General features: G+C 70.1%; 17 protein-coding genes and 1 pseudogene. 3 read left to right on the forward strand and 15 right to left on the reverse strand.

Going from position 1 to position 26,049, the window contains the following annotated elements; genetic code table 11:
- Positions 1 to 9: 9 nt before the first annotated feature.
- From ACZ56V_RS03530 to ACZ56V_RS03540, 3 genes are all read right to left on the reverse strand, one after another.
- Positions 10 to 1,149 carry a hypothetical protein gene (locus ACZ56V_RS03530; RefSeq protein WP_468938861.1) on the reverse strand — a complete coding sequence of 380 codons (1,140 nt, stop codon included), beginning with the start codon at positions 1,147 to 1,149 and terminating at the stop codon, positions 10 to 12.
- A gap of 88 nt (positions 1,150 to 1,237) precedes the next feature.
- Entirely contained in the window at positions 1,238 to 1,897 is a 660-nt protein-coding gene (locus ACZ56V_RS03535) for a response regulator transcription factor (protein WP_356364017.1), read from the reverse strand.
- A complete protein-coding gene (locus tag ACZ56V_RS03540) occupies positions 1,870 to 3,201 on the reverse strand; it encodes a sensor histidine kinase (protein WP_468938864.1) in 1,332 nt (443 codons plus the stop codon). The genes ACZ56V_RS03535 and ACZ56V_RS03540 overlap by 28 nt, the downstream gene beginning before the upstream one ends.
- A gap of 212 nt (positions 3,202 to 3,413) precedes the next feature.
- Between ACZ56V_RS03540 and ACZ56V_RS03545 the strand changes: the two genes are divergently transcribed.
- Positions 3,414 to 4,178, forward strand: coding sequence for an ABC transporter ATP-binding protein (locus ACZ56V_RS03545; protein ID WP_467382387.1), 765 nt, complete (start codon positions 3,414 to 3,416; stop codon positions 4,176 to 4,178).
- Between the two features lie 270 nt (positions 4,179 to 4,448).
- Positions 4,449 to 6,938 carry an ABC transporter permease gene (locus tag ACZ56V_RS03550; protein ID WP_468938867.1) on the forward strand — a complete coding sequence of 830 codons (2,490 nt, stop codon included), beginning with the start codon at positions 4,449 to 4,451 and terminating at the stop codon, positions 6,936 to 6,938.
- A gap of 101 nt (positions 6,939 to 7,039) precedes the next feature.
- Here ACZ56V_RS03550 and tuf read toward each other — a convergent pair whose 3' ends face one another.
- The 5 genes from tuf to ACZ56V_RS03575 form a co-directional block, all read right to left on the reverse strand.
- Positions 7,040 to 8,233 (reverse strand): elongation factor Tu, encoded by a 1,194-nt coding sequence (tuf, locus tag ACZ56V_RS03555; protein ID WP_053135585.1) that lies wholly within the window; start codon positions 8,231 to 8,233, stop codon positions 7,040 to 7,042.
- Between the two features lie 169 nt (positions 8,234 to 8,402).
- A complete protein-coding gene (fusA, locus tag ACZ56V_RS03560) occupies positions 8,403 to 10,529 on the reverse strand; it encodes an elongation factor G (RefSeq protein WP_104634572.1) in 2,127 nt (708 codons plus the stop codon).
- Positions 10,530 to 10,568: 39 nt separating this feature from the next.
- Positions 10,569 to 11,039 (reverse strand): 30S ribosomal protein S7, encoded by a 471-nt coding sequence (gene rpsG / locus ACZ56V_RS03565; RefSeq protein WP_003974303.1) that lies wholly within the window; start codon positions 11,037 to 11,039, stop codon positions 10,569 to 10,571.
- 2 nt (positions 11,040 to 11,041) lie between these two features.
- A complete protein-coding gene (rpsL, locus tag ACZ56V_RS03570; protein WP_003948652.1) occupies positions 11,042 to 11,413 on the reverse strand; it encodes a 30S ribosomal protein S12 in 372 nt (123 codons plus the stop codon).
- Positions 11,414 to 11,701: 288 nt separating this feature from the next.
- Entirely contained in the window at positions 11,702 to 12,739 is a 1,038-nt protein-coding gene (locus ACZ56V_RS03575; RefSeq protein WP_398912268.1) for a glycosyltransferase family 2 protein, read from the reverse strand.
- A gap of 91 nt (positions 12,740 to 12,830) precedes the next feature.
- Between ACZ56V_RS03575 and ACZ56V_RS03580 the strand changes: the two genes are divergently transcribed.
- Positions 12,831 to 14,132 carry a hypothetical protein gene (locus ACZ56V_RS03580; protein ID WP_468938870.1) on the forward strand — a complete coding sequence of 434 codons (1,302 nt, stop codon included), beginning with the start codon at positions 12,831 to 12,833 and terminating at the stop codon, positions 14,130 to 14,132.
- Positions 14,133 to 14,156: 24 nt separating this feature from the next.
- Here the strand turns inward: ACZ56V_RS03580 and ACZ56V_RS03585 are convergent, their stop codons facing one another.
- The 7 genes and pseudogenes from ACZ56V_RS03585 to ACZ56V_RS03615 all read right to left on the reverse strand — a co-directional run bounded on the left by ACZ56V_RS03585 (position 14,157) and on the right by ACZ56V_RS03615 (position 25,991).
- A complete protein-coding gene (locus ACZ56V_RS03585; RefSeq protein WP_468938873.1) occupies positions 14,157 to 14,558 on the reverse strand; it encodes a hypothetical protein in 402 nt (133 codons plus the stop codon).
- Positions 14,559 to 14,695: 137 nt separating this feature from the next.
- Positions 14,696 to 18,595, reverse strand: a complete 3,900-nt coding sequence (locus ACZ56V_RS03590; RefSeq protein WP_104634576.1) for a DNA-directed RNA polymerase subunit beta' — start codon at positions 18,593 to 18,595, stop codon at positions 14,696 to 14,698.
- A 97-nt stretch (positions 18,596 to 18,692) separates the two neighbouring features.
- Positions 18,693 to 22,178, reverse strand: a complete 3,486-nt coding sequence (gene rpoB, locus ACZ56V_RS03595) for a DNA-directed RNA polymerase subunit beta (protein WP_356366408.1) — start codon at positions 22,176 to 22,178, stop codon at positions 18,693 to 18,695.
- Between the two features lie 589 nt (positions 22,179 to 22,767).
- Positions 22,768 to 23,154, reverse strand: coding sequence for a 50S ribosomal protein L7/L12 (rplL, locus tag ACZ56V_RS03600; RefSeq protein ID WP_398912265.1), 387 nt, complete (start codon positions 23,152 to 23,154; stop codon positions 22,768 to 22,770).
- A gap of 117 nt (positions 23,155 to 23,271) precedes the next feature.
- Complete coding sequence (gene rplJ / locus ACZ56V_RS03605; RefSeq protein ID WP_007443924.1) at positions 23,272 to 23,802, reverse strand: 50S ribosomal protein L10; 531 nt, start codon at positions 23,800 to 23,802, stop codon at positions 23,272 to 23,274.
- A gap of 317 nt (positions 23,803 to 24,119) precedes the next feature.
- Positions 24,120 to 24,968 (reverse strand): SCO4651 family lipoprotein, encoded by an 849-nt coding sequence (locus ACZ56V_RS03610; protein WP_468938876.1) that lies wholly within the window; start codon positions 24,966 to 24,968, stop codon positions 24,120 to 24,122.
- 164 nt (positions 24,969 to 25,132) lie between these two features.
- Positions 25,133 to 25,991: pseudogene (locus ACZ56V_RS03615) on the reverse strand (SCO4651 family lipoprotein).
- Positions 25,992 to 26,049: the final 58 nt, after the last annotated feature.

Genomic DNA, 26,049 nt, shown 5'->3' on the forward strand with positions numbered 1-26,049 from the left:
ACGTCCGCCTCAGGTGCGGGTGACCTGGCCGCAGCCTCCCGACCCGGAGCCGGTGAGGGGACGGCTGCGGTCGTAGGGGTCGGCCGGGGGGCCGGTGGGCCGCGCGCCGCCGGGACCGTCGTCGTCGGGGAAACCGGGGTGCAGGAAGCCGTCGTAGACGTCGCAGTCGGTGTTGCCGTACTCGGAGAAGTACTTCTCCACCAGGAGCCTCCCCTCGGTCACGTTCCACTTCGCCGGGTCGTTCAGGGTCAGGGTGAGCACGCGGCGGATGATGGTGCGGGCGACCGGTCCGTCCGCGTCGTCGGCCCGCACCCGCGGGTAGACGAAGGTGTAGTCCGCGTTGACCTTGACCACGCCCGGTTCGCCGGCGGCGAGGGTCATGCGGCCGCGGACCTTGACGACGTCACCGGCCGGGCGGGTCTCGGCCGGGTCGAAGCGGGTGAAGAGGCGGAGCGGGTCGTGGTCCTCGTCGGGGCTGCTCAGGGAGCGGCGCAGCTTCGGCAGCAGCTCCGGCTGCTTCGGGTCGAGGACGGCCAGCGCCTCGTCCGGATGTCCGCCGCGCAGTACGGCGGGGTCCAGGTTGGCGGCGACCAGGAGTTCCTTGGTGCGGCGCAGCGCGAACGCCACGTCGTCCTCGCTCATGCCCGACAGCGCCTTCGCCCGCGGCACCACGATGGCGTCGGCACCCTCGGCCCACCGTTCGGCGGGCGAGCCGCGGAACGGGTGCTCGCGGGTGGCCCGTTCCGACCTAGCGGGCTCGCCGGGAGCGCCGGTCGGCCGCGCCGTCTCGGCCGCCATGGTCGGCGCCGCGGAGGCGTCGTCCCCGCCGGGCAGCCGGTCCAGGAGCAGGGAGGGCCGTACGGCGACCACCGCGAGGCCCGCCAGCACCAGGACGCCGACGACCGCGCCGATCAGGCGCCGACGCGGGCGGCCGTCGCCCTTCGGGGCGGGCTGAGGGGCACGCCACGGCGTGGGCTCCTCCTCGCGCAACCGCCGGGCCACCATCCGCGCCCGCGCCGACGGCTCCTTGGGCGCGGAGGCGGCACCGCCTTCGGCGGCCTCGCGCAGGAACGCCTCCAACTGCTCGTCGGAGATCGAGGGGGCCGGTTCGTCGCCGGAACGGTCGGGAGGGGGCGGGGCGGGACTCACGGGCTCACTTCCTGGGTTCGGTGACGGTGGAGGGGGCGCTGGCGGCGGGTACGCCGGGGCGGGGCTCCCGGCGATCAAGCGGACCGTGTCATGCCCGCAGATACGTCAGCACGGCCAGCACCCTGCGGTGGGTCTCGGTCGCCGGGGGCAGGTCGAGCTTGGTGAGGATGCTGCCGATGTGCTTGCCCACGGCCGCCTCGGAGACGACGAGTTCACGGGCGATGGCCGCGTTGGACCTGCCCTCCGCGATCAGGGCGAGCACCTCGCGCTCGCGCGGGCTGAGCCGCTCCAGCGGGTCCCGGCGGCGGCGCAGCAACTGGCGTACCACCTCCGGGTCGACGACCGTGCCGCCGTCCGCGACCTCGGCCAGCGCGTCGACGAACTCCTCGACCTGGCCGACGCGGTCCTTGAGCAGATAGCCGACGCCGGTGCCGTCGCCGGAGTCCAGCAGCCCGGCCGCGTAGGCCCGTTGGACGTACTGGCTGAGGACCAGGACGGGCAGCGTGGGCCGCTCCTCGCGCAGCCGTACGGCCGCGTGCAGGCCCTCGTCCTGGAAGCCCGGCGGCATGCGGACGTCGGTGACGACGACGTCCGGGACGTGCTCCCGCACGGCCGCGACGAGGGCCTCCGCGTCGCCGACGGCCGCCACGACCTCGTGGCCGAAGCGGGTGAGCAGGCCGGTCAGGCCGTCCCGCAGCAGCACGCTGTCCTCGGCCAGTACTACGCGCAGGGATCGCGGGGGCCGCACGGATCGCAAGGAATCTCCACGCTCAGCAGGGTCGGTCCGCCCGGCGGGCTGGACAGGGAGAGTCTGCCATCCAGGACCGACACCCGGTCGGCGAGACCGGTCAGCCCGCTGCCCGCCGCGGCGTCGGCCCCGCCCCGGCCGTCGTCGCGGACCCGCAGCACGAGCCGTCCGTCGCGGTGGCCGCCGGTCACCTCCGCGCGGGCGGCGCCGCTGTGCCTGCCGATGTTGGCGAGGGCCTCGCAGACCACGAAGTAGGCGGCGGCCTCGACCGCCTGGGGCAGCCGTCCGGGCAGCTCCAGGGCGACGTCGACGGGGACGGCGGAGCGGTCGGCGGCGTCGGCGACGGCCGCCGGCAGGCCGTAGTCGGCGAGGACCTTGGGGTGGATGCCGTGGATGAGTTCGCGCAGTTCCTCCAGGGCCTTGCCCGCCTCGCCGTGCGCCTTGGCGAGCTGGTCGGCCAGCGGTCCCGGCGGGGCGTCCAGGCGGGCCAGGCCGAGGGCCATGGTCAGGGCGACGAGACGCTGCTGGGCGCCGTCGTGCAGGTCGCGTTCGATCCGGCGGCGCTCGGCCTCGAAGGCGTCCACCAACCGCACCCGGGAGCGGGTGAGTTCGACGACCCTGGCCTCCGGGTCGCCCTCGCGCGGGGCGCCCACGAGCACACGGGCCAGCTCGGCCCGCGCGCCCGCCGCGAGGCCCAGCGCGTAGCCGCCCAGGGCGAGGAGCAGCAGCCCGAGCACCGCGACGCCGAACGCGGCCGGCCAGGTGGTGACCGTCCACTGCTTGAGGACCTTCGTCTCCTCGCCGCCGCCGAACGCGGCCATCAGCAGCGGGGTGGCGGCGAGATGGAGGGGCGCCGCCAGGGCGAGCGCCAGGACCAGGGCGTCCAGCGGCCAGAGCAGCAGGGCGAACAGCAGCGCGTGGCCCAGCTCCCGCCAGGTCGCCCGCTCCCGCAGCCGGGTGACCAGCCAGGGCCAGGGGCCGGTGGCGGGCGGCTGCCGTACGGGCCGGGCGGGGGCCGGGACACGGTCGATCAGGCGCAGCCGGTGCCGTTCGAGGCGGGCCACGGGGATGCCGAGCAGGGCGGTGAGCACCAGCAGCGGCAGGCCCACCAGGACCACGGAGAGCACGCCCGCGAGGGCGAGGGCGGTCACCGTCCCCACCAGGACCGCGGCGCCGGCCGTCGCCCCCGTCACCAGGTAGGCGACGGCACGCCAGGGCCAGGCCGAGAGCAGGTAGCGGCGGGCGGACAGGGCCTGCCACACGGTGCGGGGGCCGGGAGGGCGGGGATCGGGGCCGGGGTGCATGCGGATCACCGTAGGACCCGGGCGTGCGGCGCGGCCATGGGTCCAGTGGGCGTGCGGGGGGGGGTATGGCCCGCCCTACCTCGGTTCTCACCCCTGCCGCACTGCGCCGGGGCGGTCGCGGGCGGTTTCGTGGTGCCGGTCAGCGAGTGATCAGGCACGTCGCCGGCCGGCGCCACTCCGGCGCTTCTCCGGCGCCCGACGAACGGGGGCACATGAGAACTGGACCGAGCCACACCGACGACACCGACGACGCGGTCCGGCTGCGCTCCGTCAGCCGGCGGTACGGGGCGGGCGACGGCGCGGTGACGGCCCTCGACGCCGTCTCCGCCGCCTTCGCCCGGGGCACGTTCACCGCGGTGATGGGCCCTTCCGGCTCGGGCAAGTCGACCTTCCTGCAGTGCGCGGCCGGGCTCGACCGGCCCACCTCGGGCTCGGTCCTCCTCGGCGGCACCGAGCTGACCGGGCTGAGCGAGCGGCGGCTGACGCTGCTGCGCCGGGAGCGCGTCGGCTTCGTCTTCCAGGCGTTCAACCTGCTGCCGTCCCTGACCGCCGAGCAGAACGTCGCGCTGCCCCTGCGGCTGTCCGGCCGCCGCCCGCCCCGCGGCCGGGTGCGCGAGGTGCTGGGCCGGGTGGGTCTCGCCGACCGCGCCCGGCACCGGCCCACCGAGCTGTCCGGCGGCCAGCAGCAACGCGTCGCCCTGGCCCGCGCGTTGGTCACCCGCCCCGAGGTGCTGTTCGCCGACGAGCCGACGGGGGCGCTGGACTCCCACACCGGCCGCGAGGTGCTGACCCTGCTGCGCGGCATGGTCGACGTCGACGGCCAGACGGTCGTCATGGTCACCCACGACCCGGTGGCCGCCGCCCGCGCCGACCGCGTGCTGTTCCTCGCCGACGGCCGCGTCCACGACGAACTGACCGGCTCCGGAGCAGAGGCCATCGCCGCCCGCATGACCCACCTGGAGGCCACCCCGTGCTGAGCAGCCCCCCACACCGGGCCACGCTCACCGGTACCGCCATCACCCCGGCCCCGGACCCGGCACCACCGACGCCACCGCACCCCGCCCCGACCGGAGGCCACCCCGTGCCACCCCGCGTCCCCACCGGCCCACCCGCACCACCACCACACCGGCCCCGGAACCGGCACCCCCACCACCGCACCCACCGCACCCCGTCCCACCCCCCGGCAGCCGACCGGTCGCACCGCACGCCGGCACCGCCACCCACTCACCCCGGCCGGAGGCCACCCCGTGCTGACCCTCACCCTGTGCACCCTGCGCACCCGTTGGGTCTCCTTCGTCGGGAGCTTCGTCGCGTTGGCGCTGGGGGTCGCGCTGCTGACCGTCACGGGGCTGGCGCTGGCCGCCTCGCTGGACGCGCCCGACCGGGCCCCGGAGCGGTTCGCCGCCGCGCCGGTGGTGGTGCGGGGGCAGGACACGCTGCGGGTGCCGACGCCCTCCGGGGACCGTACGCAGGAGCTGGCCCGGCCGCGTGCCCTGCCCGAGGCCGTCGTGGCCCGGCTGGAGCGGCTCGGCACCGTCGTCGAGGACCGGTCCTTCCCGGTACGCGTCCGGGGCGGGCAGGGCCCCGGTGAGCCGGTGGGCCACCCCTGGTCCACGGCCGCGTTCGCCCCGTACCGGATCGACGCGGGCCGCGCGCCCCGCACCGCCGACGAGGTCGTCGTCACCGGCGGCTGGGCCGCGCCGGGCGAGCGGCTGCGCACGGACCGGGGCACGCTGCGGGTGGTGGGGACCGTGTCCGGCCTCGGGTTCGAGGACGCCGTCTTCTTCACCGACGCGCGGGCCGCCGCACTCGCCCCGGTCAGCGTCCAGTCGGCGGTCGACGCGGAGGCGTCCGCCGTACGGGAGGCGGTACGGGACGCCGTACGGGACTCGGTGCCGGGCAGTGCGGGTGTCCGGGTGCTCACCGGGGACGAGCGGCGGTACGCGGACGCCGACCCCGGCCGGGACGCCGAGGCGCTGACCGCGCTGAACGCCCTGTTCGGCACGGCCGGCGGGGTCACCGCCTTCGTGTCGGTGTTCGTCGTGGCGTCCACCTTCGCCTTCGCGGTCGCCCAGCGGCGCCGGGAGTTCGGACTGCTGCGCACGGCGGGGGCGACGCCGGGACAGCTCCGCCGGACGGTGGTCGCCGAGGCCGCGCTGGTCGGCGTCCTCGCCTCCGGCACGGGCTGCGTGCTCGGCGCGTACGGTGCGCCGCCGCTGGTGCGCCGGGTGGCCGACGAGGGGCTGGCTCCCGCCTGGTTCACCCTCGGCGACCACAGCTGGCCCTTTCACCTGGCCTTCTGGACCGGGCTGCTGGTCGCCCTGTGCGGCGTGGTCGCGGCGTCCTGGCGGGCGGGGCGCACCGCCCCGGTCGAGGCACTGCGGGAGGCGTCGGTGGACGCCGGGGCGATGACCCGGGGGCGGTGGCTGTGCGGGCTGGGGCTGCTGCTGACCGCCGTGGTGACCCTCGTCCTCGCCCTCGCGGACGACCCCGGCGACCTGCTGCACCGCAAGACCTATGTGACGCGCCCGATGCCGCTGATCGCCGCGGCCGCGCTGCTCGCCCCGGTCGTGGTGCGCCCGCTGACCCGGCTGCTGACCTGGCTGCCGGCCCGCCTGCCGGGCGCCACGGGACTGCTGGTCCGGGAGAACGCGGCGGCCGGGGTCCGCCGTACCGCGGCCCTCGCGGCGCCCGTGCTGGTCACGGTCGCGCTCACGGGCTCGCTGCTCGGCGCCGTCGCGACCCTGGACGGGGCGAAGGCCGCCGAGGCGCGGGAGCGGACCACCGCCGCCTTCGTGGTCACGGCCCCGCCCGGAGCGGGCTTCGACGCGGCGGCCGTGCAGCGCCTGCGCGCGGTGCCCGGGGCGCGGATCTCCCCGAGCGCGTCGGGCGCGGTGTACGTCCTGGAGGACGGCGTGGCCCTGATCCGGTCCGACGCGCGAGCCGTCGCCGACCCCGGCGCCCTCGGCGCGACCACCCGGCTCCCCCTCGCGCGGGGGCGGGTCACCGGCCTGGACGACCACTCGATCATCGTGAACGAGGAGTGGGAGGAGCACACGGTCGGCCGCAGCGTGCGGGTCCGGCTCGGGGACGGCACGGCGAAGACGCTGCGCATCGCCGCGGTGATGCGCACCGGCACCGGCGACAACGGCGTCTACGTCACCTCGGCCAACGCCGCCGGCGCCCCCGTCGACCGGGTGGACGTGGCCCTCGGCGACGGCGCCGACGCCGACGCGGTGGCCGCCGGGCTGCGCGAGGCGGTGGCGGCGTCCGGCGGACGGGTGGCGAGCGGGGCCGAGTGGGCCGCGGCGGCCTCCGCCGGGTCCGGGGGCGCGACGCGGACGGGCCTGCTCCTGGTCCTCGGCATCGCCCTGCTCTACACGGGGATCTCCGTGGTCAACACCCTGCTGATGGCGACGTCCGACCGGGCCCGCGAGCTGGCGGTGCTGCGGCTCGCCGGGGCCACCGACGGGCAGGTGCTGCGGCTGGTCGCCGTCGAGTCGCTGACGGTCGCCGCGGCCGGTGCCCTCCTCGGACTGGCCGTCGCCGGGCTCGACCTGGCCGGGATGGCGGCGGCGCTGGGCCTGCTCTCGGTCCCCGCCGCGCCGGTGGTGCCGTGGGCGGCCGTCGGCACGGCCGCGGTCGCCTGCGCGGTGCTCGCGGTCGTCGCCTCGGTGGTCCCGGCGGGCCTGTCCCTGCGCCGCCGGGCGGTGGAGGCCGCCGGCGTCCGGGAGTGAGGGCCGGTGGAATGGCGAAAGGGCCCGTACGACCGAAGTCGTACGGGCCCTTTCAGGCATCAGCCCATGTCAGGTCGGGTGGACCGACAAGCAAGCGGAGCTTACTTGTTGATCTTGGTGACCTGGCCGGCGCCCACGGTCCGGCCACCCTCGCGGATGGCGAACTTCAGGCCCTCTTCCATGGCGACGGGCTGGATGAGCTCCACCTTCATCTCGGTGTTGTCACCCGGCATGACCATCTCGGTGCCCTCGGGGAGGGTCACGACGCCGGTCACGTCCGTCGTACGGAAGTAGAACTGCGGACGGTAGTTGTTGAAGAAGGGGGTGTGACGGCCACCCTCGTCCTTCGACAGGATGTAGGCCTGGGCCTCGAACTCGGTGTGCGGGGTGACCGAACCGGGCTTGATGATGACCTGGCCGCGCTCGACGTCCTCGCGCTTGATGCCACGGAGGAGCAGACCGACGTTCTCACCGGCCTGGCCCTCGTCGAGGAGCTTGCGGAACATCTCGATGCCGGTGACCGTGGTGGTGGTCTTCTCGGTCTTGATGCCGATGATGTCGACGGTCTCGTTGACCTTGAGGACACCACGCTCGATGCGGCCGGTGACGACCGTACCGCGACCGGTGATGGTGAAGACATCCTCGATCGGCATCAGGAACGGCTTGTCGACGTCGCGCTCGGGCTCCGGGATGGACTCGTCCACGGCCTTCATGAGCTCGAGGACCGAGTTGCCCCACTCCTTGTCGCCCTCGAGGGCCTTCAGAGCGGAGACCTTGACGACCGGCAGCTCGTCGCCCGGGAACTCGTACTCGGAGAGGAGCTCACGCACCTCGAGCTCGACGAGCTCCAGGATCTCCTCGTCGTCCACCATGTCGGCCTTGTTCAGCGCGACGACGATGTACGGGACGCCGACCTGGCGGGCCAGGAGCACGTGCTCCTTGGTCTGCGGCATCGGGCCGTCGGTGGCGGCGACCACGAGGATGGCGCCGTCCATCTGCGCCGCACCCGTGATCATGTTCTTGATGTAGTCCGCGTGACCGGGGCAGTCGACGTGGGCGTAGTGACGGGTCTCCGTCTGGTACTCGACGTGCGCGATGGAGATGGTGATACCGCGCTGGCGCTCCTCGGGAGCCTTGTCGATCTGGTCGAAGGCCGAGGCCTCGTTCAGGTCCGGGTACGCGTCGTGCAGCACCTTGGTAATGGCGGCCGTGAGGGTCGTCTTACCGTGGTCGATGTGACCGATGGTGCCGATGTTGACGTGCGGCTTAGTCCGCTCGAACTTCGCCTTCGCCACTGGGGTCCTCCTGTGGAGTGGTTCTGTACGCCTTACTCATCGGCGCCAGGTGATCTTTGCTGGAAAGCCCGGGTGCCGGGGGCATTCCGCCGGTTCACGGCGGAATGCCCCATGCAGGCTCCGGGGTCAAGCCTAAAGCGTGTTCGCGGGGTCCGTTAAACGGAGTCCGTCACTCGCCCTTGGCCTTCGCGATGATCTCCTCGGCGACGTTCCGGGGAACCTCGGCGTAGGAGTCGAACTGCATCGAGTAGCTTGCGCGACCCGACGTCTTGCTGCGGAGGTCTCCGACGTAGCCGAACATCTCCGACAGCGGCACGAGGCCCTTCACGACGCGGGCACCCATCCGCTCCTCCATGGCCTGGATCTGGCCACGGCGGGAGTTGATGTCGCCGATGACGTCGCCCATGTAGTCCTCGGGCGTGGTGACCTCGACGGCCATCATCGGCTCGAGGAGCACGGGCGAAGCCTTGCGCGCGGCCTCCTTGAAGGCCTGCGAACCGGCGATCTTGAAGGCGAGCTCGGAGGAGTCGACCTCGTGGTAGCCACCGTCGATGAGCGTGACGCGGACGCCCGTCATCTCGTAGCCGGCCAGGATGCCGAACTGCATGGCCTCCTGCGCACCGGCGTCCACCGAAGGGATGTACTCCTTCGGGATGCGGCCACCGGTCACCTTGTTCACGAACTCGTACGAGGCGTCGCCGCCCTCGATCGGCTCGATCGCGATCTGCACCTTGGCGAACTGACCGGTACCACCGGTCTGCTTCTTGTGGGTGTAGTCCACGCGCTCGACGGTCTTGCGGATCGTCTCACGGTAGGCGACCTGAGGCTTGCCGACGTTGGCCTCGACCTTGAACTCACGGCGCATGCGGTCGACCAGCACCTCGAGGTGCAGCTCGCCCATACCACCGATGATGGTCTGGCCCGTCTCCTCGTTCGTGCTGACCTGGAAGGAGGGGTCCTCCTCGGCCAGGCGCTGGATCGCGACGCCGAGCTTCTCCTGGTCGCCCTTCGACTTGGGCTCGATGGCGACCTGGATGACCGGCGCCGGGAAGTCCATGGACTCCAGGATGACCGGGCTCTTGTCGTCGGACAGCGTCTCACCGGTGGTGGTCTGCTTCAGGCCCATGACGGCGACGATGTCGCCGGCGCCCACCGACTCGATCTCCTCACGCTTGTTGGCGTGCATGCGGTAGATCTTGCCGATGCGCTCCTTGCGGCCCTTGACGGAGTTCAGCACCGCGGTGCCGGACTCCAGGCGGCCGGAGTACACCCGGACGAAGGTGAGCTTGCCGAGGTGCGGGTCGCTCATGATCTTGAAAGCGAGCGCGGCGAGCGGCTCGTCCTCCGACGGCTTGCGCTTGACGACGACCTCGGGGTCCTTGACGTCGTGGCCCTCGATGGCCTCGACGTCGAGCGGGGTCGGCAGGTAGCGCACGACCGCGTCGAGCAGGGGCTGGACGCCCTTGTTCTTGAACGCGGTGCCGCAGAACACCGGGGTGACCGTGGTGTCGCTGGACTTGCCGGAGGCGATGGTGATGCGACGGATCGCGGCGTACAGCTGCTCCTCGGTGGGCTCCTCGCCCTCCAGGTACAGCTCCATGATCTCTTCGTCGTTCTCCGCGACGGCCTCGACCAGCTTGCCGCGCCACTCCTCGGCGGCCTCGGTGTGCGTGGCCGGGATGTCGACGGTGTCGTACATCTCGCCCTTGGCGGCCTCGGCGGACCACACGAGCGCCTTCATGCGGACCAGGTCCACGACGCCTTTGAAGTCGGCCTCGGCGCCGATCGGGAGCTGCATGACGAGCGGCTGGGCACCCAGGCGGTCCGAGATCATCTCCACGCAGCGGTGGAACTCGGCGCCGGTGCGGTCCAGCTTGTTGACGAAGCAGATACGCGGCACGCCGTAACGGTCGGCCTGACGCCACACCGTCTCGGACTGCGGCTCGACACCGGCGACACCGTCGAACACGGTCACGGCACCGTCGAGCACACGCAGGGAACGCTCCACCTCGACGGTGAAGTCGACGTGCCCCGGGGTGTCGATGATGTTGATCGTGTAGTCGTTGTCCTCGAGCGGCCAGTGACAGGTGGTCGCAGCAGACGTGATCGTGATGCCACGCTCCTGCTCCTGCTCCATCCAGTCCATCGTGGCGGCGCCGTCGTGGACCTCACCGATCTTGTACGACACACCGGTGTAGAACAGGATCCGCTCGGTGGTGGTCGTCTTGCCCGCGTCGATGTGGGCCATGATCCCGATGTTGCGGACCTTGGCCAGGTCAAGTGAAGTGGTAGCCATAAGGCTTCAGTCTTCTCTCGGTCTCGATGTGGGTAGCGACTACCAGCGGTAGTGCGCGAAGGCCTTGTTGGACTCGGCCATCTTGTGCGTGTCCTCGCGCTTCTTCACAGCGGCACCCAGGCCGTTGGAGGCGTCGAGGAGCTCGTTGAGCAGACGCTCGGTCATGGTCTTCTCGCGACGGGCGCGGGAGTAACCGACGAGCCAGCGCAGCGCGAGGGTGTTGGCACGACCGGGCTTGACCTCGATCGGCACCTGGTACGTCGCACCACCGACACGGCGGGACTTGACCTCGAGGGTCGGCTTGATGTTCTCGAGAGCGCGCTTGAGCGTGATGACCGGGTCGTTGCCGGTCTTCTCGCGCAGACCCTCCATGGCGCCGTAGACGATGCGCTCGGCGGTGGAGCGCTTGCCGTTCAGCAGCACCTTGTTGATCAGGGAGGTCACCAGAGGAGAACCGTAGACCGGGTCGATGATGACCGGGCGCTTCGGGGCGGGGCCCTTACGAGGCATTCTTACTTCTCCTTCTTGGCGCCGTAGCGGCTGCGGGCCTGCTTGCGGTTCTTGACACCCTGGGTGTCGAGGGAGCCGCGGATGATCTTGTAACGAACACCCGGCAGGTCCTTCACACGGCCGCCGCGCACGAGCACGATGGAGTGCTCCTGCAGGTTGTGCCCCTCACCCGGAATGTAAGCGGTGACCTCGATCCCGCTGGTCAGACGCACACGCGCGACCTTACGCAGGGCCGAGTTCGGCTTCTTCGGGGTGGTCGTGAACACACGCGTGCAGACGCCACGGCGCTGAGGGGAACCCTCGAGTGCGGGCGTCTTGTTCTTCTCGACCTTGTCCTGCCGGCCCTTGCGGACCAGCTGCTGGATCGTAGGCACTACTTCTCCGGTTTCTGTGTGCCGAATGGTGAAGCTAACCTGGAACGCCACCGACCCACGCGGTCGGGTGTGTCGAAGCCGCGAACTCCGCCCGCGAGGCGGAAGGAGACGCGAAATGCGGTGGCCACACACGGCCCCGATGCGGCTGTAGACACGCACGAGGGCCAGGGCACACCCCAGGCACAAGGTCTGAGCGTACCTAGCGCATTCGCTGCGGTCAAAACAAATGGGCGACACCGGCATACCCGCCCGGTTCGGACCGCTTTGCCCTGATCGGCAGGAGCCGTCTCAGGCCCGCGGCAGCGGGACGCGCCGCTCGTCGTCGTCCGTGCCGTCGGGTGCGGGCGGGGGTGGGGCCGGGGGTGCGGGTGCCGCCGTGTCGTGGCGGACGAAGTAGGTCGGCCGGTTCTGCACGGCCGTGTATATGCGCCCGACGTATTCACCGAGCAGGCCGACGCAGACCAGCTGCACGGCGCCGATGAAGACGATGCCGGTGAACAGCGAGGTCCAGCCGGGAACCGTGCGGCCCAGGGCGAACGCGGTCAGCGTGTAGACCAGCAGCCCCAGGCAGACCACGAACGCGCCGCCGCCCAGCCAGGTGGCGATGCGCAGCGGGGCCGCGGAGAAGCCGGTGACGCTGTCGACCGCCAGGCGGATCATCCGCCCCAGCGGGTATTTCGTACGGCCCGCCGTACGCGGCGCTCGCTCGTACGTCACCTGCCCGCTCGGGAAGCCCAGCCAGGGCACCAGCAGGCGGTACACCCGCTGCTGGTCCGGGAGCGCCTTGAGCGCCTCCACGGCGGCCCGGCTCAGCAGCCGGAAGTCCCCGGCCTGGGCGAGGACCGAGGGACCCGCCAGGCGCCGCATGAGCCGGTAGTAGAAGCCCGCCGTCCACCGCTTGAACCCGGAGTCGCTGCTGCGGTCCACGCGGACCCCGTACACGATGTCGAGGCCCTCCGCGCGGGCCAGCGCCAGCATGTCGGGGATCTTCTCCGGCGGGTCCTGGAGGTCGGCGTCCAGACTGACCACGTAGGCGCCGCGGGCCCGGTCGAGCCCCGCCGTGAGGGCCGCCTGGTGGCCGGAGTTGCGCCGCAGGGCGACCACGCGCAGCTCCGGCCAGCCCAGCCGGAAGGCGTCGAGCAGCTCCGCCGTGCGGTCGACGCTGCCGTCGTCGACGGCGACGACCTCGTGCGGCACGCCCAGCTCGGTGAGGACCGGACGCAGCCTGGTGACCAGCGCGGGCAGGACGTCCTCCTCGTTGAACATCGGAATGACGACCGACAGCACGACCGGTTCGTGCCGCTCCGCGTCCCGTCCCTCGGGCACCGCGCCTCCCTCCGCATGACCTTGAGTACAGATGTGCGACTCTTGTGCGATCTTATGGCAGCAATTGACGGTTGAGGGTGGCCCGAGGGGGATGACAGCCATGGACACGGCTGCCGACGACACGGTGACCGACCGGCCGGCCGACACCGGCGAACGACCGCCCGGCGAGGCCGCGGCACGCTCCTGGCGGAGCTGGCCCCCCGCCCTCCCGGCCGGCGCGCGGCCCTTCCTCGCCCCCTTGGCGCTGTACGGCGTCACCAAGCTCGTCGGTCTCGGGGTCTTCGCCTCCCTCCTGACGTACGCCGGGGACTTCCGGGGCAAGAACCCGCGCTTCGGCGGCGGCGCCCACTGGTGGGACGTGCTGGGCACCTGGGACGGCTGGTGGTACCTCCAGGTCGCCGAGCACGGGTACAGCCCCGCCCTGGTGCGGCTCGGCGGCGACGGCCTGTTCACGGTCCAGCAGAACTCGGTCGCGTTCTTCCCGCTCTACCCGGCGCTCATCCGCATGGTCTCGGAGTCCACCGGCCTCGGCCTGTACGGCTCCGGGATCCTGGTCTCCGTCCTCACGTCGTTCGTCGCCGCGGCCGGGATCTACGCCGTGATCTCGCTGATCGCGGGAGCGCGGGCGGGCACCGTCGCGGCCGGGCTGTGGGCGGTGGCGCCCGGCGCGGGCGTCGAGTGGGCGGTGTACTCCGAGTCCCTGTTCGTCGCCATCGCCGCCTGGGCCTGCTACGCCGTGATGAAGGGACGCTGGGTGGCGGCGGGCCTGCTGGCCTTCACCGCGGGCCTGAACCGGCCCACCTCCGCCGTCCTCATAGGCGCCGTGGGCCTCGCCGCGCTGGTGACGCTGGCCCGCCCCGCGTCCCGGCGCGAACACGGCGTACGCGGCCCGGTGTACGCGATGCTCGTCGCGCCGCTCGGCCTGCTCTCCTACATCGCCTGGGTCGGTTACAGCACCGGTGAGGCCACGGCCTACTTCACCCTCCAGCGCGAGGGCTGGGCCCACTTCTTCGACTACGGCGCGTACACCTGGGACGTGCTGCGCAACCTCGCGGTGGGCCGCGGCGACTACCCCTTCGCCTTCTCCACCCCGGACCTGCTCTCCCTCCAGCTGGTCCTGGCGCTGCCCTTCCTGATCGCGCTGATGCTGCGCAAGAAGCCCCCGCTGGTGCTGGTCGCGTACACCCTGGCGACGATCGTCACGGTCCTGGGCACCCAGCAGATGTTCGGCAACACGATGCGCTACCTGCTCCCCGCCTTCCCCCTCCTCCTGGCCCCGGCCGCGGCCCTGAGCCGCCTGAAGCTGCCGAGCCTGGTCGTCTTCTTCACCACGGCCTCGATCGCCTCCGGCTGGTACGCCCACTACGTCATCTTCGAACTGGGCGTGCCGTAGCCACCGCGCGATGCGGCGGCGCCGTCACAGCGTGAAGAGCAGCCCCGTCACCGCCGCCGCCCACATCGCGCCCATGACGGCCGTCAGGGCCGTGTCGTACCCCACCCGCCGGGTCGCCTCGAACAGCAGCATCGCGCGGTCCGGCCTCCCCGGCTCGTGGACGACCTCCACCACGTCACCCACCTCCACCGGGGGGACGGAGTACCTCGACGAGCGGACCGTGAGCTCCTGCCCGGTTCCTGTGGAGTACGTGCAGACCGCGCCCACGTAGCCGCCGCTCGGCCAGTAGTGGCTGACGCATTCGCCCTCGACGCGGGTGCCCGCGGACTCCAGCCGCTTCGCCTTCCGCAGGGCGTACAGATTGGTGCACAGCACCAACGTCGAGCCGCACACCAAGACGACGAGGATGATTCCTATCGCGAGCACGTGACAACTCCCGGGGTCGGAGGGCGATTTGGCGCGCGGATCGAACGACACACGTGATTGTGCCCCCCGGTCCGAGCACGCCGAAGGGCGGCCACCCTCTCGGGGTGACCGCCCTTCGGTCGTATCAAGCTGCCCGCTTACTGGTTGTACGGACCGTAGTCGTAGTCCTCCAGCGGAACGGCCTGGCCGGAGCCCGTGCCGAACGGCGAGTAGTCGATGTCGTCGTAGCCGACGGCCGAGTACATCGCGGCCTTGGCCTCCTCGGTCGGCTCCACCCGGATGTTGCGGTAGCGGGACAGGCCCGTACCGGCCGGGATGAGCTTACCGATGATGACGTTCTCCTTGAGGCCGATGAGGCTGTCGGACTTGGCGTTGATCGCCGCGTCCGTCAGGACTCGGGTCGTCTCCTGGAAGGAGGCGGCCGACAGCCAGGATTCCGTCGCCAGCGAGGCCTTGGTGATACCCATCAGCTGCGGACGACCGGAGGCCGGGTGACCGCCCTCCTGGACCACACGACGGTTCTCGGTCTCGAACTTCGTGCGCTCGACCAGCTCGCCGGGCAGCAGCTCGGCGTCGCCGGACTCGATGATCGTCACGCGGCGCAGCATCTGCCGGATGATGATCTCGATGTGCTTGTCGTGGATCGACACGCCCTGCGAGTTGTAGACCTTCTGGACCTCGCCGACCAGGTGGACCTGGACGGCACGCTGACCCAGGATGCGCAGCACGTCGTGCGGGTTGGTGGCACCCACGGTGAGCTTCTGGCCCACCTCGACGTGGTCGCCCTCGCCCACCAGCAGACGGGCACGCTTCGAGATCGGGAACGCCGTCTCGTCGCTGCCGTCGTCGGGGGTGACGACGATCTTCTTGGTCTTCTCGGTCTCCTCGATCCGGACGCGGCCGGAGGCCTCGGAGATCGGGGCGACACCCTTCGGGGTACGGGCCTCGAAGAGCTCGACGACACGCGGCAGACCCTGCGTGATGTCGTCACCGGCCACACCACCGGTGTGGAAGGTACGCATCGTCAGCTGGGTGCCGGGCTCACCGATGGACTGGGCGGCGATGATGCCGACCGCCTCACCGATGTCGACCAGCTTGCCGGTGGCCAGCGAGCGGCCGTAGCACATGGCGCAGGTGCCGACCTGGGACTCGCAGGTCAGGATCGAGCGGGTCTTGACCTCCTCGACGCCGTGGGCGACCAGGGCGTCGATCAGGACGTCACCGAGGTCGACGTTGGCCGGCGCGATCACCTTGCCGTCGATGACGACGTCCTCGGCGAGCATGCGGGCGTAGACGCTGGTCTCGACGTCGTCGGCCTTGCGCAGCGTGCCGTCCGCGTCGCGCACGGCGATCGGCAGCTTGAGGCCGCGCTCGGTGCCGCAGTCCTCCTCGCGGATGATGACGTCCTGGGAGACGTCGACCAGACGACGCGTGAGGTAACCCGAGTCGGCGGTACGCAGAGCGGTGTCCGCCAGACCCTTACGGGCACCGTGCGTGGAGATGAAGTACTCCAGCACGGACAGGCCCTCACGGAAGGACGCCTTGATCGGACGCGGGATCGTCTCGTTCTTCGCGTTCGACACCAGACCACGCATACCGGCGATCTGACGCATCTGCATCATGTTGCCTCGTGCGCCCGAGTTCACCATCATGAAGATCGGGTTGGTCTTCGGGAAGTTGTCGTTCATCGCCTCGGCGACCTCGTTGGTCGCCTTGGTCCAGATCGCGATGAGCTCCTGCGTGCGCTCGTCCTTGGTGATCAGACCGCGCTCGTACTGCTTCTGGACCTTCTCGTCCTGCGCCTCGTAGCCCTTGACGATCTCCTTCTTCGCCTCGGGAACGACGACGTCGGAGATGGCCACGGTGACGCCGGAACGGGTCGCCCAGAAGAAGCCGGACGCCTTCAGGTTGTCGAGCGTCGCCGCCACGATGACCTTCGGGTACCGCTCGGCGAGGTCGTTGACGATCTCGGAGAGCTGCTTCTTGCCGACCTCGTAGTCGACGAAGGGGTAGTCCTCGGGCAGCAGCTCGTTGAAGAGCGCGCGGCCCAGCGTGGTCTTCAGGGTGAAGGTGTCACCCTGCTGCCACTCCGGCTCACCCTCCTCGCGGGCCGGGGGCTCCCAGCCGCGGGGCGGGATGGTGCCCACCGGGAAGCGGATGTCGACCTTCGACTGGAGCGACAGGTCGCCCGCGTCGAACGCCATGATCGCCTCGGCGGCGGAACCGAAGGAGCGGCCCTCGCCCTTGAGGTCGCGGCCCTCGCCGTCGGTGGTGAGGAAGAACAGACCGAGGACCATGTCCTGGGTCGGCATCGTCACCGGACGGCCGTCGGCCGGCTTGAGGATGTTGTTCGAGGACAGCATCAGGATGCGGGCCTCGGCCTGCGCCTCCGCGGACAGCGGCAGGTGCACGGCCATCTGGTCACCGTCGAAGTCCGCGTTGAACGCGGTGCAGACGAGCGGGTGGATCTGGATGGCCTTGCCCTCGACCAGCTGCGGCTCGAAGGCCTGGATGCCGAGGCGGTGCAGGGTGGGCGCACGGTTCAGCAGAACCGGGTGCTCCGCGATGACCTCTTCCAGCACGTCGTACACGACCGTGCGGCCGCGCTCGACCATGCGCTTGGCGCTCTTGATGTTCTGCGCGTGGTTCAGGTCGACCAGGCGCTTCATCACGAACGGCTTGAAGAGCTCCAGCGCCATGGCCTTGGGCAGACCGCACTGGTGCAGCTTCAGCTGCGGGCCGACGACGATGACGGAACGCGCCGAGTAGTCGACTCGCTTGCCGAGCAGGTTCTGACGGAAGCGGCCCTGCTTGCCCTTGAGCATGTCGGACAGCGACTTCAGCGGACGGTTGCCGGGACCCGTGACCGGGCGGCCGCGGCGACCGTTGTCGAAGAGCGCGTCGACGGCCTCCTGGAGCATGCGCTTCTCGTTGTTCACGATGATCTCGGGCGCGCCGAGGTCGAGAAGCCGCTTCAGGCGGTTGTTGCGGTTGATCACGCGGCGGTACAGGTCGTTCAGGTCGGAGGTCGCGAAGCGGCCACCGTCCAGCTGCACCATCGGACGCAGGTCCGGCGGGATGACCGGCACGCAGTCGAGCACCATGCCCTTGGGGCTGTTGCTGGTCTGCAGGAACGCGGAGACGACCTTGAGGCGCTTGAGCGCACGGGTCTTCTTCTGGCCCTTGCCGGTGCGGATGATCTCGCGGAGGCGCTCGGCCTCCTCGTCGAGGTCGAAGGACTCCAGGCGCTTCTGCAGGGCAGCCGCACCCATCGAGCCGTCGAAGTAGGTGCCGAAGCGGTCGCGCAGCTCGCGGTAGAGCAGCTCGTCGCCCTCCAGGTCCTGGACCTTGAGGTTCTTGAACCGGTTCCACACCTCGTCGAGGCGGTCGATCTCGCGCTGCGCACGGTCGCGCAGCTGCTTCATCTCACGCTCGGCACCCTCGCGCACCTTGCGGCGCACGTCGGCCTTGGCGCCCTCGGCCTCCAGCTCGGCCAGGTCGGTCTCGAGCTTCTTGGCGCGGGCCTCCAGGTCGGAGTCGCGGCGCTGCTCGATCTGCTGGCGCTCGACGGAGACGTGGGCCTCCAGCGAGGGCAGGTCGCGCGTGCGGCGCTCCTCGTCCACGAAGGTGATCATGTACGCGGCGAAGTAGATGACCTTCTCGAGGTCCTTCGGCGCCAGGTCCAGCAGGTAGCCCAGGCGCGACGGGACGCCCTTGAAGTACCAGATGTGGGTGACGGGAGCGGCCAGTTCGATGTGGCCCATCCGCTCACGGCGCACCTTGGCGCGAGTGACCTCGACGCCGCAGCGCTCACAGATGATGCCCTTGAAGCGGACGCGCTTGTACTTGCCGCAGTAGCACTCCCAGTCCCGGGTCGGACCGAAGATCTTCTCGCAGAAGAGTCCGTCCTTCTCGGGCTTGAGGGTGCGGTAGTTGATGGTCTCGGGCTTCTTGACCTCGCCGTGGCTCCACTGACGGATGTCGTCAGCGGTAGCCAGACCGATCCGGAGCTCGTCGAAGAAGTTGACGTCGAGCACTATGCGTCAATCCCTCTCAGGGTTGTAAGTCTGTGGTCTGAAACGGGGGTCGCGGGATCGGCGGGGCCTCTGCGGAAGAGGCCCCGCCTGACTCCCGTCAGACCTCTTCGACGCTGCTCGGCTCGCGCCGCGACAGGTCGATGCCGAGCTCCTCCGCTGCGCGGAAGACGTCCTCGTCGGTGTCACGCATCTCGATGGACATGCCGTCCGAGGACAGCACCTCCACGTTGAGGCACAGGGACTGCATCTCCTTGATGAGCACCTTGAAGGACTCGGGGATGCCGGGCTCAGGGATGTTCTCGCCCTTGACGATGGCCTCGTAGACCTTCACGCGGCCGGTCACGTCGTCGGACTTGATGGTCAGCAGCTCCTGGAGGGCGTACGCGGCGCCGTAAGCCTCCAGCGCCCACACCTCCATCTCACCGAAGCGCTGGCCACCGAACTGGGCCTTACCACCCAGCGGCTGCTGGGTGATCATCGAGTACGGGCCGGTCGACCGGGCGTGCAGCTTGTCGTCGACCAGGTGGTGGAGCTTGAGGATGTACATGTAGCCGACCGAGATCGGCTCCGGGAACGGCTCACCGCTGCGGCCGTCGAACAGCCGCGCCTTGCCGGACGGGAGCACCATGCGCTCGCCGTCCCGGTTCGGGATGGTGTGCTGGAGCAGGCCGGCCAGCTCGTCCTCGCGCGCACCGTCGAAGACCGGGGTGGCGACGTTGGTGCCGGGCTCGACCTTGTCGGCGCCGATGGCCTGGAGCCGCTGCGCCCACTCCTCCGCGAGGCCGGAGACGTCCCAGCCGCGGCTGGCGAGCCAGCCGAGGTGGATCTCCAGGACCTGCCCCGGGTTCATTCGGGACGGGACACCCAGCGGGTTCAGGATGATGTCGACGGGCGTGCCGTCCTCCAGGAACGGCATGTCCTCGATCGGGTTGATCTTGGAGATGACGCCCTTGTTGCCGTGCCGGCCGGCGAGCTTGTCACCGTCGGTGATCTTGCGCTTCTGCGCCACGTACACGCGCACCAGCTGGTTCACACCGGGGGGAAGCTCGTCGCCCTCCTCGCGGTCGAAGACGCGGACGCCGATGACCTTGCCGATCTCGCCGTGCGGGACCTTCAGCGAGGTGTCGCGGACCTCGCGGGCCTTCTCACCGAAGATCGCACGGAGCAGGCGCTCCTCCGGGGTCAGCTCGGTCTCACCCTTGGGCGTGACCTTGCCGACCAGGATGTCGCCGGCGACGACCTCGGCACCGATGCGGATGATGCCGCGCTCGTCGAGGTCGGCGAGGACCTCCTCGGAGACGTTCGGGATGTCCCGGGTGATCTCCTCGGGGCCGAGCTTGGTGTCACGGGCGTCGACCTCGTGCTCCTCGATGTGGATCGAGGAGAGGACGTCGTCCTGCACGAGGCGCTGCGACAGGATGATCGCGTCCTCGTAGTTGTGACCCTCCCACGGCATGAACGCGACCAGCAGGTTCTTGCCGAGCGCCATCTCGCCGTTCTCGGTGGCCGGACCGTCGGCGAGGACCTGGCCCTCGATGACGCGGTCGCCCTCGGAGACGATGACCTTCTGGTTGACCGAGGTGCCCTGGTTGGACCGGGAGAACTTGGCCAGGCGGTACGTGATGTACGTGCCGTCGTCGTTGGTCGTGGTGATGTAGTCCGCGGAGACCTCCTGGACCACACCCGCCTTCTCGGCCTTGACCACGTCACCGGCGTCGGCGGCGGAGCGGTACTCCATGCCGGTGCCGACCAGCGGGGACTCGCTCTTGATGAGCGGCACGGCCTGACGCATCATGTTCGCGCCCATGAGGGCACGGTTGGCGTCGTCGTGCTCCAGGAACGGGATCATCGCGGTCGCGACCGACACCATCTGGCGCGGCGAGACGTCCATGTAGTCGACGTCGTCACCGGGGACGTAGTCGACCTCGCCGCCACGACGGCGGACCAGGACGCGGGCCTCGGCGAACCGCATGTCGTCGTTGAGCGTGGCGTTGGCCTGCGCGATGACGAAGCGGTCCTCCTCGTCGGCGGTCAGGTAGTCGACGTCGTCGGTGACCTGGCCCTCGACGACCTTGCGGTAAGGCGTCTCGATGAAGCCGAAGGGGTTGATCCGGCCGTACGAGGCGAGCGAGCCGATCAGACCGATGTTCGGGCCTTCGGGCGTCTCGATCGGGCACATGCGGCCGTAGTGCGACGGGTGGACGTCGCGGACCTCGAAGCCGGCCCGCTCACGGGAGAGACCACCCGGGCCGAGGGCGTTCAGACGACGCTTGTGCGTCAGCCCCGACAGCGGGTTGTTCTGGTCCATGAACTGGGACAGCTGGCTGGTGCCGAAGAACTCCTTGATGGAGGCGACGACCGGCCGGATGTTGATCAGGGTCTGCGGCGTGATCGCCTCGACGTCCTGGGTGGTCATGCGCTCGCGCACGACGCGCTCCATACGGGCGAGACCCGTACGGACCTGGTTCTGGATCAGCTCGCCGACGTTGCGGATGCGGCGGTTGCCGAAGTGATCGATGTCGTCGGTCTCGACGACGATCTCCCGGCCCGACTCGCCGACCGTCTCGGTCTCACCGGCGTGCAGCTTCACCAGGTACTTGATGGTGGCGATGATGTCGTCGGTGGTGAGCACGCCGGCGTCCAGCGGCTCGTCCGCGCCGAGCTTCTTGTTCACCTTGTAGCGGCCGACCTTGGCGAGGTCGTAGCGCTTCGGGTTGAAGTAGAGGTTCTCGAGCAGCGTCTGCGCGGCCTCACGCGTGGGGGGCTCGCCCGGACGCAGCTTGCGGTAGATGTCGAGCAGCGCGTCGTCCTGGCCCTGGGTGTGGTCCTTCTCCAGGGTGGCGCGCATGGACTCGTACTCGCCGAACTCCTCCAGGATCTGCTCGGTCGACCAACCGAGAGCCTTGAGCAGGACGGTCACGGACTGCTTGCGCTTGCGGTCGATGCGCACACCGACCATGTCGCGCTTGTCGATCTCCATCTCCAGCCAGGCACCCCGGGACGGGATGATCTTGGCGGAGAAGATGTCCTTGTCGGACGTCTTGTCGATGGAGGAGTCGAAGTAGACACCCGGCGAGCGGACCAGCTGCGACACGACGACACGCTCGGTGCCGTTGATGACGAAGGTGCCCTTGTTCGTCATGAGCGGGAAGTCGCCCATGAAGACCGTCTGGGACTTGATCTCGCCGGTCTCGTTGTTGGTGAACTCGGCGGTGACGAAGAGCGGGGCCGCGTACGTGAAGTCACGGTCCTTGCACTCGTCGATGCTGTTCTTGGGGGGCTCGAAGCGGTGGTCGCGGAACGTCAGCGACATCGACCCGGAGAAGTCCTCGATCGGCGAGATCTCCTCGAAGATCTCTTCCAGACCGGACTTGGTGGGGACGTCCTGACCGGACTCCAGAGCCGACTCGACGCGAGCCTTCCAGGCGTCGTTGCCGAGGAGCCAGTCGAAGCTCTCGGTTTGCAGCGCGAGAAGGTTCGGAACCTCGAGGGGCTCCTTGATCTTTGCAAAGGAGATGCGCAGCGGGGCGGTGCTGGCAGCGTTGTTCGTATTCGCGGTCGAGGCATTGCGCGAGGCGGCCAAGAGGGGGTCCTTCCGAGGGCTCGGACTCACTACGCGCGTACCGGCCCCTCTTCCGTGCACGGCGACAGGGGGTGCCTGATGTGGCTAAAGAGCCAGGTCAGACATGCTCTGGTCGTCAGTGCTCGGGCGAGGGTAGACCCCTGGTGACGGGCAGGGGGCAGCTAACAGGCAGCGCAAAGGGTCAGTGTAGCCACTTGGCACACTGATGTCCAGTGCGGTTCTCGGGGACCGTGTTCACTCCTCGTTGTTCTCACCACCTGTGCGGCAAGGCCTCGCCCTCAACGCACCCAGATACTGCCCTCTTCGCCGTCGATCCATGCCTCGGATTCGGATCCTTGTGACGACGCCCTGAGAATTGCGCGCTGCGTGCGGTTCGTCAAGGCCCCCCTTGCCCAAACCGGTTGTCGCCCGGGAGCTCTCAGGGCCCCGGCGACGGCACGACGAAGATCACCCTACTCTTCACCGTCACGCGTGCAAGGCGACCGCCGCCGCACCCCGGATACGCCGAAGAGCGACCACCCGGATGGATGATCGCTCTTCGGTGCTACGGCGTTACAGACCCTGACGGATCCGTGGTGCCGGTGCGGTCTTACTTGACCTCGACGGAGGCGCCGGCGCCCTCGAGGGACTCCTTGGCCTTGTCCGCGGCGTCCTTGGCGACCTTCTCGAGGACGGGCTTCGGGGCGCCGTCCACGAGGTCCTTGGCCTCCTTCAGACCCAGGGAGGTCAGCTCGCGCACGACCTTGATGACCTGGATCTTCTTGTCGCCGGCACCGGTGAGGATGACGTCGAACTCGTCCTTCTCCTCGGCGACCTCGGCGGCGGCGCCGCCACCCTGGCCGGCGACGACGACCGGCGCGGCAGCGGCGGCGGTGACGTCGAACTTCTCCTCGAAGGCCTTCACGAACTCGGAGAGCTCGATGAGGGTCATCTCCTCGAACTGGGCGAGCAGGTCGTCCTGGCTGAGCTTCGCCATGATGGCGGTCCTTCCACTAATTCGGCAGGTGCCGGATGTACGGGGTGTGGCGGGCGTACGTCGGCCCGCTGCGACCCGTGCCGCGCTCAGGCGGCCCGGATCAGAAAGCGAGCCGAGTTACTCGGCACCGCCCTGCTCGTCCTGCTTGGCACGGAGCGCGTCCACGGTGCGGACGAGCTTCGACGGCAGCGCCTGGAAGACAGAGGCAGCCTGGGACTGCTTGCCCTTCATGGCACCGGCCAGCTTGGAGAGCAGAACCTCGCGGGACTCGAGGTCCGCAAGCTTCTTGATCTCGTCGGCGGACATCGCCTTGCCGTCAAGGACACCGCCCTTGATGACGAGATTCGGGTTGTCCTTGGCGAAGTCGCGCAGACCCTTCGCCGACTCCACCGGGTCACCGGTGACGAAGGCGACGGCCGTCGGACCAGCGAAGAGCTGGTCGTCGAGCGTGATCCCGGCCTCGTTGGCCGCAATCTTGGTCAGCGTGTTCTTCACCACGGCGTACTGGGCGTTCTCACCGAGCGACCGGCGCAGCGTCTTGAGCTGCGCCACGGTGAGACCGCGGTACTCGGTCAGCACGGCGGCGTTGGAGCTGCGGAACTTGTCCGTCAGCTCGGCAACCGCGGCAGCCTTCTCGGGCGTCGCCATAGAGCCTCGGCCTCCTTCCGGGTGATTCGGACCGCGCGGACCCGAAGGAGGACTGGGGAAAACGAAACGCCCCGGCGCAGGCGCACGGGGCGTGACTCGACCGGCTGGCATCCGCACGGGGCGGGTACACCGGGAGTTCATCCACAGTCACCTGCGCGGGTCGTCCGCAGTTCAGCGGATCCTTCGGCCACCGTGTCCTCTTTCGAACACACGGCAACGACCAGCGGTCTTTGGCTTCTGTGGAAGCGTACGTGAACGGGGCAGTGTCAAGCAAATCCGCCCCCGCGGCGACCCGGGCGGACCGGGCGCACAGCGCCTCAGCCCTGCTCGGCGCCCTTCATCATCTCGGCCAGGTCGGCGGTCTCCGCGGCCGGCGGGGCGGTGACCTTCACGGGCTCGTTGAAGCCGAGGAAGGTGATGGTCATGTCCAGCGGGCCCTTGTCGGCCTCGCCGCGCATGCGGAACTGCTTGGTCTGGTCGTCACCGTCGACCCACATGTCCATCGTGAGCTTGTCGACGCCCATCTTCTCGTACTGCTCGAGGCTCTTCTGGCGCTTGTCCCGGGTGGCCTTGTCCTCGTCGCCGAGCGACTTCTCCAGGTCGGCGAGGGTGACCGTGCCCTTGTAGTGGGTGGTCTTCACGCCGTCGACGGTCTCGGTGCCGACCTTCTCGACGTCCTTGGCCCCGGTGAGGAAGGTGGACTCGGTCGCCGGGTTCTTGTCGGCCTGGGAGGCGCCGCCGAGCTGGTTCAGCTCCTCGTCGGCGCCCATCGCGGACATGTCGAACTTGATCCAGCTCTTGCCGTCCATCTCCTTGGCCGCCCCGGGGCCGCCGCCGATGTACAGGGCCTTGTCGACGAGCCGGATCTCCGCGGTGCCGTCGGCTCCCTGGTCGAGGGCCGTCATCTTCATGCTCATCGCGAGCGTCGGCTTGATCTGCATCTCGGCCTCGGCCTTGACCCGGCCCTCCTCGGGGGCCTTGCCGGTCATGCGGTAGCGGAGGGAGTTGATCTCCTCCGTGTTCTTCGCCGCCTTGGCGACGGCCGCCGCGGGGGTCATCTCCGGGGACTCGGAGGCGTTGTCCTCCTTGGAACAGCCCACCGCCCCGGCGGCGAGCAGCAGTGCGGCCAGTCCGGCGCCGACGGGCACACGTACGGAAGTCTTCATCGATATCCCCCCACGGGATCACGGAGCAAGGAGCACGGGAGCGCGAAGGGGCACAGGAGACGCACCGCCGCTCCACAGCAGTTCTTTGCGGTTCTTTGGAACAAGGACGCGAGCCTAGCCGAAACGGTTCGACCGATCTTGTGATTTCTCCACCCGGCCCGGCCCTAGCTCCCCTGTGACGCCAGCAGTTTCCTTGAAGTCCGTCGTGTCCGCGGCCGGTGGGCGCGCGGCGGGGACCGTGACGCCGTAGTCGCTGTAGTACGCGGTCTGGGTCAGCTCCCCGGTCTTCGTGCGTCCCCGCTCGACCTTCTTGACCAGCAGGGCCCGGTCGTCGACCCAGATGTCGACGGTCTGCTCGGTGGCCCCGCCCACCGTGCCGGACCAGTGCGTGGTGCGTCGGCCGCGCGTCGTCTCCTCGCCCACCTTGCGCACGTCCCCGGCCGTCAGCAGCAGCTTCACCGCCTGGTTGGGTGTGGTGTTGCGCATCTGGTCGGCGAATCCGGCACCCGCGCCGCCGTCGAGGTCCTCCAGGTCCTCGTACACGTACTTGATCCAGTGCCGGCCGTCCAGCCGCTCGGCGAACTCGTCGCCCATCCTGGCGTAATAGGCGTCGGGCAGGTACCGGGCCTCCATCGCGGTGGTGCCGAGGCGTCGCATGGTCTCGGCGGTCGTACCGCCCGTGTAGGTGATCGTCAGGGTGCCGGTGAGGCCGTCGTCCCAGCCGAGGGCGCCCTCGGCCGCCAGGGACAGTTCGCGGCCCATCACGGTCGTGGACTCCACCCGCGCCGAACCCGCCCGCCCCGTGGCCCGCTCGACGGCCCGCAGGGCGTCCGCCGAAGGACCGGTGAGGGCCGGAGGCCGGGAGGACGGCGGAGCGGAGGCGGAGGGCGCGGCCGAGCCGGTGGGGCCGGTGGACTCGCCGGAACCGCCGGGTCCGCCGGCCCCGGTGCAGGCGGTGGAGCACGCCAGCGCGGCCGACACCGCCATCGAGGCGACCGTACGGCGTGCCGTCGTACCCGTCATCCGCCCACCCCTTGCGCCCCGTACGGCTCCTGCGCCCCATGCGCGGGTCCGTTGCCCG

The organism is Streptomyces sp. NPDC034099, assembly GCF_055575415.1.